The sequence below is a fragment of the Arthrobacter sp. zg-Y895 genome (assembly GCF_020731025.1).
Lineage (GTDB): Bacteria > Actinomycetota > Actinomycetes > Actinomycetales > Micrococcaceae > Arthrobacter_B.
In genome coordinates this window covers 43397-57022 of the sequence record NZ_JAJFZY010000005.1, presented here as the reverse complement: position 1 = coordinate 57022, position 13626 = coordinate 43397, and the positions used below count along the sequence as shown (strand labels likewise).

13 protein-coding genes are annotated in these 13626 nt (G+C 66.6%); 5 read left to right on the top strand and 8 right to left on the bottom strand.

What is annotated here, in order from left to right; genetic code table 11:
- Positions 1-244: 244 nt before the first annotated feature.
- From LJ760_RS11215 to LJ760_RS11205, 3 genes are all read right to left on the bottom strand, one after another.
- Positions 245-448 carry a cold-shock protein gene (locus LJ760_RS11215; RefSeq protein ID WP_227922942.1) on the bottom strand — a complete coding sequence of 68 codons (204 nt, stop codon included), beginning with the start codon at positions 446-448 and terminating at the stop codon, positions 245-247.
- 200 nt (positions 449-648) lie between these two features.
- On the bottom strand, positions 649-1290 hold the full coding sequence (locus tag LJ760_RS11210) for a LytR C-terminal domain-containing protein (RefSeq protein WP_227922938.1): 642 nt from the start codon (positions 1288-1290) through the stop codon (positions 649-651).
- A 67-nt stretch (positions 1291-1357) separates the two neighbouring features.
- Positions 1358-1666, bottom strand: coding sequence for a DUF3263 domain-containing protein (locus tag LJ760_RS11205; protein WP_227922936.1), 309 nt, complete (start codon positions 1664-1666; stop codon positions 1358-1360).
- A gap of 121 nt (positions 1667-1787) precedes the next feature.
- On the opposite strand from LJ760_RS11205, the gene LJ760_RS11200 reads away from it, so the two are divergent.
- The gene (locus LJ760_RS11200) at positions 1788-2567 is read left to right on the top strand and encodes a uracil-DNA glycosylase (protein WP_227922934.1); all 780 of its coding nucleotides are present in this window, start codon (positions 1788-1790) and stop codon (positions 2565-2567) included.
- 46 nt (positions 2568-2613) lie between these two features.
- Entirely contained in the window at positions 2614-3477 is an 864-nt protein-coding gene (locus LJ760_RS11195; RefSeq protein WP_227922932.1) for a siderophore-interacting protein, read from the top strand.
- A 64-nt stretch (positions 3478-3541) separates the two neighbouring features.
- Here LJ760_RS11195 and LJ760_RS11190 read toward each other — a convergent pair whose 3' ends face one another.
- From LJ760_RS11190 to LJ760_RS11175, 4 genes are all read right to left on the bottom strand, one after another.
- Positions 3542-5218, bottom strand: coding sequence for a threonine/serine ThrE exporter family protein (locus LJ760_RS11190; protein WP_227922929.1), 1677 nt, complete (start codon positions 5216-5218; stop codon positions 3542-3544).
- Between the two features lie 333 nt (positions 5219-5551).
- Positions 5552-6625, bottom strand: a complete 1074-nt coding sequence (locus tag LJ760_RS11185; RefSeq protein ID WP_227922927.1) for a lipid II:glycine glycyltransferase FemX — start codon at positions 6623-6625, stop codon at positions 5552-5554.
- A 129-nt stretch (positions 6626-6754) separates the two neighbouring features.
- Positions 6755-8320 (bottom strand): MFS transporter, encoded by a 1566-nt coding sequence (locus LJ760_RS11180; RefSeq protein ID WP_227922925.1) that lies wholly within the window; start codon positions 8318-8320, stop codon positions 6755-6757.
- A gap of 13 nt (positions 8321-8333) precedes the next feature.
- Complete coding sequence (locus LJ760_RS11175) at positions 8334-9851, bottom strand: CHAD domain-containing protein (protein WP_227922922.1); 1518 nt, start codon at positions 9849-9851, stop codon at positions 8334-8336.
- 136 nt (positions 9852-9987) lie between these two features.
- Here LJ760_RS11175 and LJ760_RS11170 point away from each other — a divergent pair, with 136 nt between their 5' ends.
- From LJ760_RS11170 to LJ760_RS11160, 3 genes are all read left to right on the top strand, one after another.
- Entirely contained in the window at positions 9988-10965 is a 978-nt protein-coding gene (locus LJ760_RS11170) for an aldo/keto reductase (protein ID WP_227923273.1), read from the top strand.
- Positions 10966-11120: 155 nt separating this feature from the next.
- A complete protein-coding gene (locus LJ760_RS11165) occupies positions 11121-11492 on the top strand; it encodes a DoxX family protein (protein ID WP_227922920.1) in 372 nt (123 codons plus the stop codon).
- A complete protein-coding gene (locus LJ760_RS11160) occupies positions 11489-12466 on the top strand; it encodes a hypothetical protein (RefSeq protein WP_227922917.1) in 978 nt (325 codons plus the stop codon). Before LJ760_RS11165 ends, LJ760_RS11160 begins: the two co-directional genes overlap by 4 nt.
- Here LJ760_RS11160 and zapE read toward each other — a convergent pair whose 3' ends face one another.
- The gene (gene zapE / locus LJ760_RS11155) at positions 12467-13537 is read right to left on the bottom strand and encodes a cell division protein ZapE (protein WP_227922915.1); all 1071 of its coding nucleotides are present in this window, start codon (positions 13535-13537) and stop codon (positions 12467-12469) included.
- Between the last annotated feature and the right edge of the window lie 89 nt (positions 13538-13626).

Sequence of the window (13626 nt, the reverse complement as noted above, 5' to 3'; positions counted from 1 at the left end):
TCCTCACTCCAGTGGGTTGCTTGTTCACTCAACACCGTCGGACATTTAGCAGTCATCCGGCAAGAGTGCTAAGTCAATAATTAGCACTCCCACACACTGAGTGCAAGCGATCACGCTGACATGCCACGCGGTTCACTTTCGTTCCCGACCGCTGCCGGCGGGTGAATGCAAAAGCAGCGGCCGAGCCGAAGCTCCGCCGCTGCCGATCCCGCCCCCAAGCCGGGAGGATGTTACTTAGAGTGGCCTACAGTGCCCGGACTTCCTCGGCCTGCGGACCTTTCTGGCCCTGGCCGATTTCGAACTCCACTCGTTGTCCTTCTTCCAGCGTCCGGTAACCCGATGCCTGGATGGCGGACCAGTGGACGAACACATCCGTTTCTGCTTCGTCGAGGGTAATAAAGCCGTACCCTTTTTCACCGTTGAACCACTTGACGATCCCCTGCGCCATGATCTTTCTCCAACCTAGATTCCGATGCCGCCCTCCGGCGGCATGCTTGGACGCCGGAGGCGCCGGATCCGTCCCTCTGTCGGTCCCCGAGGGAGGCCGAGGTCAGCGGCGCAAACCGGCTGGCATCACTCTAACTACGGTGATCCCGATCACATACAGGGGTATTGATAACGTTATGGTCTTTTTACCCGAGGCCCCGGTTACCGGTATCCGGGGCCCAGGATCACGGTGACGCTGGCGAAGCCGGGCGTTTCCAAAGCAGGAATTCCCAGCTGCGCACCGATTTCCTGCGCGTTGGCTGCCAGCTCCGGGGAGCTGTAGTAGACGCCGGATCCCTGCTGGGGCGCTCCGGCCCAGTTGGCGACCGTTCCAACTGCCCATCCTGCAGCGGACATCCGTCCGGAAACACCTGCACCAAGTCCGGTCACGCCGCTGGCATTGAACACTGCAACCGGCTGGGTACGGTCAATCGCCGGCGCAGTCGGCGTCGGCGTTGGAGTCGGCGTCGGCGTCGGCGTCGGAGCCGGCGTGGATGCCGGAGCAGGACTCGGCGAGGCGTCGTCGGCCTTCGCCTCGGGAGTCGGAGTGGCTGCAGCTGAGGCGGACGCGGAAGCAGGCGCCGAAGCCTGGGCCTCCGGGGACGGAGCAGCGGAACCCGCACCGATCCCCAGCCGCGGCAGGACCAAGTAGGCTGCCAAGCCGATCAGCAGAGCGAGCACACCCACGGTGATCAGCAGGCCCAGCCCGTTGGAACGCGTGGGAATGAGGCGTTCGCGGTGCACGCCCTGCCGCGCGGACGTTTCGGGGACCTTGTCGAACTCGTCCCGAGGGTATTGGCTCATTGTGGAGTTTCAATCCTTGTTCTGATGGCGCCGCGTACTGGGCGGCCAACATTGGAGGGAACCGGCGCTAGACGCCGGTGCCCAGGCGGCGGGCGGTACGGGCACGCTGGCGGGTCGTACGTAGTCTACGCAATCGCTTGACCAGCATCGGATCATGGGCGAGGGCTTCCTCGGTATCAATCAGGGCATTCAGGACCTGGTAGTACCTCGTGGCCGACATCCCGAAGAGGTCCTTGATGGCCTGTTCCTTGGCACCGGCGTATTTCCACCACGCCCGTTCCAACGCGAGCATCTGCTGTTCCTGGGCACCCAACGGGCTGTCCGGGTCCACTGCGTCATCGAGGGAAAACCGCTCGGCTTCGGCCGATTCCGCCACATTCACTCCCAAAAAGATCCCTGTACATATCTACCGCCCATGCTAATTGGGAATAACAGGCTTGTCATTTACGGCAGGCGCCGGCAAGACACCGCAAACGCACCGGTGACAAAATGGACCAGTGAGCACTGACGAACCCCAGCTTTTTTCCTACACCGGCGAAACCGCACCGGGGGAAAACACCCCTTTTCCTTTCGCTGCACCCACACGCCTTGAGGACCTCATGGCTCCCGATTGGGCCCATGTGCTGGCCCCGGTGAAGACGCGCCTCGAAGAAATAGCCGCCGAACTGGAAGCGGAGCGCCGCGCCGGGCAGCGCATTCTGCCCGCACCGGGCGACATCCTGCGCGTCTTCCAACGTCCGTTGGCGAGTGCCCGCGTGCTGATCGTAGGCCAGGATCCCTACCCCACCCCCGGGCATGCCGTCGGCCTGTCCTTCTCAGTAGGAAAGGGCGTACGTCCGCTTCCCCGAAGCCTGAACAACATCTTTACCGAGCTGAAAGCCGATATGGGAATCACCCCCTCCCCCTCCGGGGACCTCAGTGCCTGGGCGGATCAGGGTGTGGTCCTGATGAACCGCGTACTCACGGTGCGTGCCGGGGAAGCAGGCTCACACCGGAAGCGGGGATGGGAGGAAATCACTGAACTTGCTGTGCGCGCACTGGCTGCCCGCCGCCGCCCCGACGGAACACGCGTTCCCCTGGTTGCCGTCCTGTGGGGCCGCGATGCCCAGGGCATCGTCCCGTTCCTCGGCGGAACGCCCACCGTCGAATCCGCGCATCCCAGTCCCCTGTCGGCCTCACGCGGGTTCTTCGGTTCCCGGCCGTTCAGCCGGGTTAACGAACTGCTGGCGCAGCAGGGCGCCGAACCCGTGGACTGGCGGCTTCGCGGGGAGCGGTAAGGGCGGCGCGATACGGTAGTTACAGGCCCTTTCCTAGGAGACACCCATGCCCGAACCAATGACTTCCCCGCGCCCGCAGGAGCCGGAGTCCCCGGCTCCCCGCCGCCAGCGCCCCCTGCTGACCCTTGAGGTTCTCCGCCGCGAACAGATCAGCGAGCATATGGTCCGGGTGGTTGCCGGCGGACCCGGTTTCGACAAGTTCCAGCCGAACAGCTGCGCCGATGCCTACTGCAAAATCTGGTTTGGCCCGCAGGGCCGCCCCATTGACGGCACCGAGGACCTGGACACCATCCGGGCGCGGAGCGAACGGGAGCACTGGCCGGTGTCCCGCACCTACACGGTCCGGGACGTGGATCTTGAAGCACGCGAAATCAGCATCGACTTCGTAGTCCACGGAGACGAAGGCCTGGCCGGGCCGTGGGCAGCCTCGGCACAGCCGGGGGAACCACTGACCTTCTCCGGCCCCGGAGGCGCCTTCAACCCCGATCCCGACGCCGACTGGTACCTGCTGGCTGCCGATGAATCAGCCCTCCCCGCAGCTGCCACCGTGCTCCGTGCGCTGCCGCAGGACGCCGTCGGGCAGGCGTTCATCGAAGTCGCCGGCCCCGCTGACCGCCAGCCGGTGCCGAAACCTGCGGGAGTGGAGCTGACCTGGCTGTACCGCGGGGACATCCCCGCGGGGCGCAGCCGGATGTTGACCGACGCCGTTTCGGCGACGCCCTGGCGGGATGGAACCGTGCAGGTCTTTGCACACGGTGAGCGGGAGGCAATGAAGTCCCTGCGCGACGTCTTGTTCAGCCACCGGGGGCTGGAGCGCCGGCAGGTCTCACTTTCCGGCTACTGGGCTGCGGGACGCACCGAAGACGTCTTCCAGGCCGAAAAGCGCACGCCGGTCGGCAAGATTCTCTAGCCCGGACAGCAAGGAGCCCGGCCCGCTGCAGCAGCGGGCCGGGCTCTTGTCTTTTTTGGTGCAGCTAACGCCGCCGGTTACGGCGGTCGTTGCCGTTGAGGTTGCGGGTGAAGGGCCGGCCCAGGTTATCGCCGAGCACCACGCCGCCGGAGATGGCCAGAATGACGGTGAGCGCGTCAAACAGGCCCACCACGCCCTGGTACATCTCGTCGGTGCCGATGCTCAGGCCGTACATGGACCGGAAGATCGCCAGCCCCGGGAACAGGAACAGAACGGCCGGCACCGCCACGATCAGCTGCGGGGCACCCATCCGCAGGGCGACAATGCGGGCCACCATGCCGATGAAGATGGCAGCCACCGCCGGGGTGAGGCGCGGCCCCATGCCGCCTGCCTCCACCAGCTGGTAGACTAGGAACCCGGCAGTGCCGATCAGCACCGTAGGCAACACCAGCCGGCGCGGGGACTGTTCGACAATGCAGATGGCTCCCAGCGCAATCGCCAGCAGGAGCAGGGTCACGGCGAAGGAATACTGCGACGAGGCCACGTCGGTAACATTCAGCCGGCCCATCCCCATCAGGGCACCCAAAACGAGCGCGACGGCGATGCCTGCCACCAGGGCGCCGAAGGTCAGGAACGCGGACAGGAACCGGCCGGACGCCGTGACCGGGAACCCGTTGATCGCATCCTGCACGGCCGAAACCAGACGGCCGGTGGGCAGCATCACCAGGATGCCGCCGGCAACGACGATGCCCGGGGAAATGGGCACCTCCATGGACCAGAACAGCATGGCCATGGCCGTGACCACAAAGCCGCTGGCCGCCGTCGTGAAGAAGTCCGGGACCCGCCACCTGCCGAGCACGCGCTGGAGCAGGCTGACCATCACCGTGCCGGCGAATCCCACCAGTGACGCGAGCGGACCGCCGCCGATAAACCCGACGATGGCCGCTGCGAACACCCCGGCGGATACCGTCACTGCCCAGCGCGGGAACGGCTTGGGCTGGTGCGTGATCTCGTTGAGCCGGTTGGCCGCCTCGGCGCGGGAGAGCCCGCCGTCGATGATGTCGGTGACCAGCTGGTGGACCAGGCCAAGCCCGGCATAGTTGTTCGTCCAGGAACGGACCACGCGCATCACCGTGATGGGGGTCTGGTCCTTCGGAGAGTAGTTGAGCAGCACCGACTGGTTGGTGATGTCCACTTCGATGCTTTCCAGCCCGAATGCGGCGGTCACGGCAATGATGGCGGTTTCCACCTCCAGCGCGCCGGCACCGTAGCGGAACATGGATTCGGCCATGCCGAGGGCCAGGTCCAGGGTCTTGCGGGCATTCGCGTCCGGCCCGGCGGTGCGCACGAGCGGATTGGCATAGGGGCTGCCTGCCAGCCGTTCCACAATGGACATCGCCTGGGTGGGCGGATTCTCCCCCTGGACCAGCTTGCGCAGCATGCGCCGCGCCGCAGCGGATGAGCGGTCGGCGCGGACGGCGCTGGAGGCCAGCGGCACCGTTCCCGGCGGAACGGTTTTACGCGTACGGGTAGGGCGTTTCTCGCGCGGGTCGGCAGTCGTCCGCATCCGGCCCGTCTGCGGCCGAAGCACCTTGGACCCAGCCGGGCGGATTACGGAGGTGGTGGGAGGAGGCGGTTTGGGCCGGGTGCTGCGCAGGGCAGCGGTGGGCATGTCCATGCCGGTGGCCGGCTGACCCGGAGCCTTCGACGGCGGGTTCGGCGCCTTGGCGGCCGGCCGCATAGGCCGCCCGGAGGCGCCTTGCCCCGGCCGGGGTCCCTTGCCGGACTTTGCCCTCTGGGCCTGTGGCTTCCCTGCCTGGCCGCTGCCGGGCTGAGGGGGCTCCGGCCGTGCCTTCCCCGACTCAGGGGTCTCCGGCTGCGCCTTTGCTGGCTCTGCCCGCCGGCGCGCCGGCATGCTGATCAACGGAATGGGCCCCGCAACCGGGTCCGGATTCGGTGCCGAATCCGGATTCGATCCGGGCTTGCGCCCACCCGGATCGGCTGTGTTCTCCAAGGATTCACCCTTTCGCCTGTTCCGGGACCCGCCCGGGTTATTGCCTGGTGGAACTGCTGCTTAGTAGAACGGCTGCTGGTGGCGGCGCCAGTAAATCTGCCGCGCCACGCGTTCGCCAATGGTGTTCCAGATGCGATAGCGGATCGGATCCACAATGAAGTCGTAGCAACCGACGAAATCCGTGACCGTCTTGGAGAAACTGGTCTTGAACAGGCCCAGCCCGTGATGCGGGTGGCTCTTGTCCTTGAGCTGGTTACTCGGCGGTGTGCCGCAGAAGTCGTACTGGACAATGCCGCACTCCTTCTTGAGTTCGGTGATCGCGGTCCACTGGACCAGGTGCGAATCCCCGTACTGGGAGCGCCGTGGCTTGGACCCGCCGTCCTTGTACGTGCCCTTGTTACCGTAGGCAATCACGAAGGCACCCACTGTGGGTTCCCCGTCCTCGAATGCGAAGTAGAAGCGTCCCTGCCCGGCAGCAACGAAGTTGGACCAGAACCGGTGGTAGTACTCGTAGGAGCGCAGCCGCGCCGCAGAGCGGTCCTCGATGTGGGCCATCAGGCGGTACATGGTCCGCATGTTCTCTTCGGTCGGCTCGACCCGGCGGACATCGGCGCCTTCGCGGATCGCCCGGCGGACCGCGTTCCGGCCCCGGGAGGAGAGGTTCTTGAGCAGCTGCTCCTCGTCCGGTGTGGTGTCCAGCAGGGCCGTGGAGTCATTGGGCTGCAGGTTGAAGGTCTTGATGAATCCGGCCCCGGTGAACAGGGCCTGGACCTCTTCGCTGTCCACGATGTCCGGCTCAACCTTGATCGCGAAAACCTTGCGGCGGGTCTCCTTGATGAACCGTGCCAGCGCGTTCACCACCAGCGGCACATCTTCGGGGGCGGCGACGTCGGGGCCCTTGATGAGGTACCAGAGGCTGCCGAGGGCCGGGACCTTCTTCTCGATCGCCAACGTGTAGGTCACGTAATCGGGTCCGGTGAAGGCCAGGTAGACGGGATTCCAGCCGTGGTGTGACTTCACTTCCGCGAAGGACGCTGACTGGAGGACATTGCCGCCGCCGGGGTTGGCCAGCACGTGCTTGTCCCAGTTGGCGATCTCCTCGGCAGTGGCCAGGCGTGCACTAAAATCTCGCAAAATACCTCAACTAATGGTTTGTTCACTGCATCGTTTTCAGCGCATCGCTACCAACGCGCCGGCCCGCCGCGGAAACGGCCTTCGAACCGGGTCCCAGTCTATCCGTTGCACTGCCGCCGGGCCGAACGCTCAAGTGGACGCGGGGAGGAACCAGCGGACCCGCGGTTCCACTTCGGCCAGGTCCCATGCGGCCTGGATGATCCGGCGGTCCTCCCCCGTGGTCCGCGTCTGTTCCTGCCGCACGTACTCCCGCCAGGTGGGCACATCGTAGATTTCCCGGAACTGGTCCTGGTCAGTGACCGAGTGCACCAGTTCCCAGTCCGTGGCACCGGTGCGCATGCGCGATAGCCGGACGTTGTGCATGGCCGTCACGAACTCGTCCTTCCGGTCCGCAGGCACCTCATAGGAGACAAGGACCGTCACCGGTCCGGCGCCGGGATTCGGTTCCTGACCGGCAGGAAGCTGCAGTTCCGTGCCGGCTACGCTGCGGTCCAGGCGTCCGGTACCCGGCAGCAGCGGAAGCACCAGGACGCTGGCCCCGGCCAGCAACAGTACGCCGGCGGCAAAAGCCAGGGTGGGAGCGTAGCCGGCACCGGTTGCACCCGATCCCCAGAAAACAGCGCCCACGGCCTGCGTGCCGGCGGCGACCATCAGATACACGGACAGGCCGCGGGCACGCACCCATTCGGGCAGGGTCAGTTGCATCGCGGCGTTCAAGGTGGAGAACGTGGAGATCCAGGCGAACCCCGCGAAGACCAACAGAACGGCAACGGCCCACGCGGGCAGGTATCCCGAGGCGAAGGCCCCGGCCGCGAAGACCACGGCGCTGATGCCCAGCAGTGTGTTGTCCTTCAGGACGGTCCGGAGCCGCGGCAGGAGCAGGACACCCAGCACGGCACCGATACCCAGCGCCCCGAGGAGCAGCCCGTATCCTGCCGAGCCCAGGCCGAGATGGCCGTTGGCGGCAACGGGCAGCAGCGCATAGAGGGCGCTGGCGGGGAAAATGAACAGACCGGACCGCAGGAGAATCCGGCGGATGAGTGGTGCAGCGCGGATGTAGCGGATACCTGCGGCGAGCGCCTCCCCCATGTGTTCCCGTTCGACGGGATCCCGCTGGGGAGCCCGCCAACTGTAGATGGCAATGGCGGTGCCCACGAAGGACAGTGCGTTCAGGCCGAACACAAAGGCCGGACCGGTCAGGGCCACCAGCAGACCGGCAATCGCGGGACCAACGGCACGGGCCGTGTTCATTGCCACGCTGCCGAGCGCCGCGGCGGCCTGGATCTCTTCCCGGGGCACCAGTGCAGGGGTGATGGCCTGCCAGGCGGGGGCGCTCAGTGCCATGCCGCAGCCGATGAGGAAGGTGTACAGCAGCAGCGAATCCGGGTCCAGCAGGCCCAGCGCAGCCACGACCGTCAGCACGGTGGCAGCGCCGGCGGCGAAGATGTTGGCACCCAGGATCAGCCGGCGCCGGTTGAAGGCGTCCGCCAGTACCCCGGCCATAAGGCCCAGCAGAAGGGAAGGCGTGAGGTTCGCAGTCTGGACCAGGGACACAAGGGCGGGGTTTTCGCTGGATTCCACCAGGAACCACTGGGCCCCGACGGTCTGCATCCAGGTGCCGATATTGGAACCCAACTGGGCAAGCCACAGAATGAGGAACATCCGCCGGCGCAGCGGCGCCCAGGGCGATTCCATTCGATTCCCTCTCTCAGGGGCTGGACGGGAAGCCTTTCCAAACGCGGGCAAAGCGCTCCTGGGCCGACTGGGCAGAGGCCTGCTCCAAAGCGTGCAGCCGCCCGTAGGTAAAGCCGTTCTCGCCGGCGGCCAACGCCGTGGCCCCCATCCGCCGCAGATAGGCCTGCGTCACCACGCTGTCCTGGTGCTCACCGAGGACTTTCTGCACATGCTCGGCGGCGTCCACCATTTCCTTCGCTTCCTTGGGCTGGACGGGTGCCCAGACCTCGGCCGCGTAGCGCAGCTGTTTCGCATCCTTGCGCGCGTCATGGAGCGCTTCCGCGTAGTCTTCGCCCGCCAGTGTCCGTGTGGCCCTTATCCGGCGGTGCAGCCTTTTCCGGTCCCGCCGGATGATGCGGGCAGCGGCGGGACCCGCCGGTTGCCTGGCTGTTTCCGTCCAGAACGGGCGGTCCAGCAGCGCTTCGAGTCCGTCCAATGCCTGGAAGTACCGCTGGGAGTGCAGTGCTTCGCGGACGTGCCCGTAGGCCTGCCGATAGTCATGGAGCAGTTCCTCGTCCACGCGGGCGGCAACCGGCCCCATCACCAGGTCAGCGGGTTCAGCGGCAATCAGCTGCTGGAGGTGGTGCCGCATCACCTGCGCATCCCGGGCCTCCCCCAACACCCGGGCGATCCACCGCAGTTCCCTCCGCAGCGAGCGCCCCGGCTCGGGGTCCATGGTGCTGCGGTAACTGGAGAGGGCCGAGCGCAGCCTCCTGGTGGCAACCCTCATCTTATGGATCCCGTCGGCGTCCCCCCGCCGTACGCGTGGATCGTGGCGCAGCAACTCCTCGAACTGTTCGCGCAGATACTCCAGCAGCAGCAGCGCCACCGGGCTGCCGGCGTCCAGGAGGCCGGCCTCTGTTCCGTCCGGCGCACCCCCGGTGCCCGCACCGGCCTTCTCCGGGTGCCGGACCGCATCCCGTCCCGCAGCTGCCTCCGGGCCGGCCGGCACGGCACCGGCAGCGAGGAACATGGTTTCCGCCTCCGCGCCCAGCGCACCGTCGTCGGACGCGATGGACCAGACCCGGCGGTCCGGCCCGCCGGGCTCCGCTTCAGCGTCACTTGTCCTAGTGCTTTCATCGGTGACCCGGGCAAGCACCGTGCCCGCACTGTCCAGCAGATCGTACTCCAGATAACGCGTGACCAGCGTCTGCACAGGCACCAGTTCCCGCCCCCGAACCACGGCTTGGACGTCCTCCACCAATTCCGCCGGAATCCCTGCACCGGATTCGGCAGTGTGGCTGGTCCGGACAGCAGGTTCCAGTGAGGGGGCGGTGCGCTCCCAGCGCGTGCCGCCGTCGTCGTCCGTATGGCGGGAGAGGCTGAACCGGCGCCTGCGGAGGGAACCGTCCGGGGTGTCATACCGGACTTCCGTGCGGCGGCCTTCCCTGGGCTGCGCCACTTTGGCGACACCCGACAGCTCATGCAGCGGCGGCAGCACCAATGCAACATGTACCAAGAAGGGGCTTGCGGTACCTGTTCCGGCGACCATGTGCGCCAGTATAGGACCGCAACGGCCGCTGCCGGGAGTCCTTGGGCCTCCTGCCTACCGGAGCCGGGGCGCTTCCCGGTACCATCGGGCGGTAATGAACCGGCACTGCAGCAGCGGAGGCCAGCGGATGAACTCGATGACGTACGCCAAGCTCGGCAAGTCAGGGGCAACTGTCTCGGTCCTTGGGCTGGGCTGCCTGGGATTCGGCGATCCGGACCGCGGCGCGCACGGATGGACCATCCGCGAGGATGAGGCCAAGTCCCTGCTGCGGCACGCGGTGGAGCTGGGCATCAATTTCTTCGACACCGCCAACGTGTATTCCGCCGGCCACAGCGAGGAAATCCTCGGAGCTGCGGTCGCGGAATACTGCCGGCGGGAAGAGGTGGTCATCGCCAGCAAGGTCCACGGCGAAATGGGACCGGGCCCGAACGGGTGGGGATTGTCCCGCAAACACATCCTGTGGCAGGTGGAGCAGAGCCTGCGGCGCCTGGGCACGGACTATATCGACCTTTACCAGGTGCACCGCTGGGACGGCACCACGCCGCTCGAAGAAACGCTGGAGACCCTGGACCTGCTCGTCCGGGACGGCAAGGTCCGGTACCTGGGCGCCTCGAGCATGCACGCCTGGCAGTTCTCGAAAGCCCTCTTCCTGCAGGAACAGCACGGCTGGGCGCAGTTCATCACTATGCAGGATCACTACAACCTCCTCTACCGCGAAGAGGAACGGGAAATGTACCCGCTATGCGCGGACCGCGGCATCGGGGCACTGCCCTATTCCCCGCTCGCCCGCGGGCGTCTGGCCCGCCCCTGGGGAACGAGGACGGTCCGGCAGGACTACGACGAGCAGGGCCACATGCTCTATCGGGGCAACGAGGAAGTGGACCGCAGCATCACCGATGCAGTGGGGAACGTGGCCGAGGGGCTCGGCGCCACCCGGGCGCAGGTTGCCCTGGCCTGGGTTCTGGCCAACCCGGTGGTCACGGCTCCGTTGATCGGTGCCACGGCCGCTTCCCACTTGGATGAAAACATCCAGGCATTGGAAATCCAGCTCACCGAAGAGGAATTCAATGCGCTCGAGGAGTTCTACCGTCCCCGTCCCGTGGCCGGGTTCTGAGCGACCAGCGCTACGCCACGCCCGTTGTTGCGCAGTTCCCGGACGGCAGACCATGCTTGGGTTGTGATGGTTCCAGTGGTTCCAGTGGTTCCACTGGTTCCACCGTGTTGTATGTGCTGACTCCTGCCCGTATACAGAAAGTCGCTTAGGTACCCATGCTGTCTCTGGTCTTGTGGCTTGTTCAACTGCTGTTGGCACTTCTATTTGCCGGAGTCGGCTTCGTAAAGATCTTCCAGGGCTATGCCCGCCTTCGGGAGAACCTTCGCTGGCCCGAGGACTTTTCCCCCGTCACCGTGAAACTGATCGGCATCCTCGAAGTCCTTGGAGCGGCCGGGCTGGTCATCCCCGAGGCGACCGGCATCCTGCCCGTACTGACGCCGATAGCTGCCTCTGCGCTGACGATCCTGATGGCCCTGGCGGTCCTGATCCACGCGCGGCGCGGTGAACGCAACCGGATCGCCCTGGGTGTCATTCTGATGGTGCTTTCGCTGGTGGTGGCACTGGGCCGGTTTGGCGTCTTCGGGTGAGCAGTGCGGATCCGCAATCCCCGCCGTCGCTCGCTGCAACCGTCGTCGGGCTGTACGCGCTGCTGCCGTCTGAATTCACCGCCGCCCGCAACGCCCGCGCCGCCGACGCCGGGCGGGCCGGGGACAAGGATCTGGCCAAACGCATCAAGGCACTGCCAAAGCCCTCGACGGCGGCCTGGCTCGTGAATCTGCTGGCGCACCAGCGGCGGGAGGACCTGGAAGAGGTGCTGGAGCTGGGAGCGGCGCTGCGCGAAGCCCAGGAGGACCTAGACCAGAAGCAGCTGCGCCGCTTAAGCACCGAACGCCAGCGCCTGCTGCGCGCGATTGTCCGCCAGGCCCGGGACCTGGCTTCCGAACTGGACCACCCGGTGAGCGAATCGTTGGCGGCGGAAGCCGAACAAACGCTCTGGGCCGCGATGACCGACCCGTCGGCGGCCGACGCCGTGGCCAGCGGCCAGCTGGTCCGTTCCCTCACCGCCAGCGGTTGGGAAGAGGTGGACCTGGACGGTGCCGTTGCCGACCCGGACTCGATCTCCCACGGTGCCGGAGGCGGGGCGGGGTCCGGGACGGCGGCGGGCCGGGCCGGGACCGCGAAGGAGAAGGGCGGGAGCTCGGACAGCGCGGCAGTACGACGGCGGCAGGCCGAGGCCCGGCGGGCGGTCCGGAAAGCGGAGACGGACCTGGAGGAAGCGGCAGGCGCCGAACGCCGCGCGCAGGAAGCACTGGACACGGCCCAGCAGGAAGTGGATGAGTCTGCCGGCCGCCGGGACGAGCTCACGGATGAAATCGACGAACTGCGTGAGCGGATCCGGCAGCTCGAGCGGGAGGTCGCAACCGTGGACCGGCGCTCCGGGAAGCTGGAACGCGAGCGGGACAATGCCCGGCGCGCGGCCCGTGCCGCCCGCCGGACGGCGGAGAAGGCCCGGCAGAAACTCGCGGACGCCCAGGATCTGGCCGACGGCGGGACGCCGTAACTAGCTTCCGTTTCCGGTCAGCCGCTGCAGCATCCCGAACCGGCTGCGGATCCGCGCCAGATCGGTGGGGTGGGCTATCCCGGGGAACACGCCGTCGTAATCCGGCATCCCGATGACGTCCAGGCGGCAGCCGGCGTCGTAGAGCACATCCACTACGTTGCCAAAGCGCTGCCAGCCGTAAGGATTCGACCCCTCGGTCGGGGGCACGCCGCTGATCACCCAGTGCCGGTGCGTCTGCGCCAAGTGCAGGTAATCGGAGGTGGCCGACTGCGCGTGGCACAGATCCTCGAAATCGAACCACAGCTGCCCGCCGTCCGCCCGCAGCGCGTCCAACGTCCGGGTGCCCGGCGTCAGCTGCAGCGCTTCTTCTGCGCCGGGCGGGGTCAACCCGGCGGAGGCCAGCAGCACGTCGTCGTTGCTGCGCAGGTGATACCCGGCGGCGAAACCCGACGCGTTCCGAGGCCCTGCGACGGCGCGGTAATCCGTGTCCCCGTCCAACTCCAGGACCTGCAGGTGTTCGGTAATCAGTGCAATGCCGGGTTCGAAGAGATGGTGGAACATCTCATCCGGAAGCAGCTCCTGCGGCGCATAGTTGGACGTCGCCACCAGCACGATGCCGCGGTCCAGCACGGTGCGGAGCAGCCGCGTAATGAAGGCGGCATCTGCCGGGTCCTTGACATGGAATTCGTCAAAGCACAGCAGCCGGACGTGGCCCAGCATTTGGTCCAGGGCTGCGGCGAAGGCCGAATCCCGCCGGTAGCCGGGGTTTCCGTAACCGGCGAACACGAGTGCATGCAGTTCCCGGAAGAAATCATGGAAATGCAGCCGCCGTTTCTCCGGAATATCCACGGAGTCGAACAATGTGTCCAGCAACCAGGTCTTTCCCCGCCCCGGCGGACCCCAGAGGTAGACGGAGGTGTGGTCCGGCACAGGCTGCGGAGACTGGGCCGCTGCTGCTGCCCGTGCCAGCGCCGGAAGGACGGCCCGCTGGGCCGCATCCAGGGCCAGGCCCTGCCCTTCTGCTGCGAGCTGGAATTCGTCGGCGGCGCCCGGGGCCTGCATTGCGGTCATCCCTCCGTTCTACCCAACCAGGGGGCACGGGCCAAACCGGTCGAATAGGGCAGGGAAATTCGCGCTAATTATTCCCGCGCCGCGGTGGT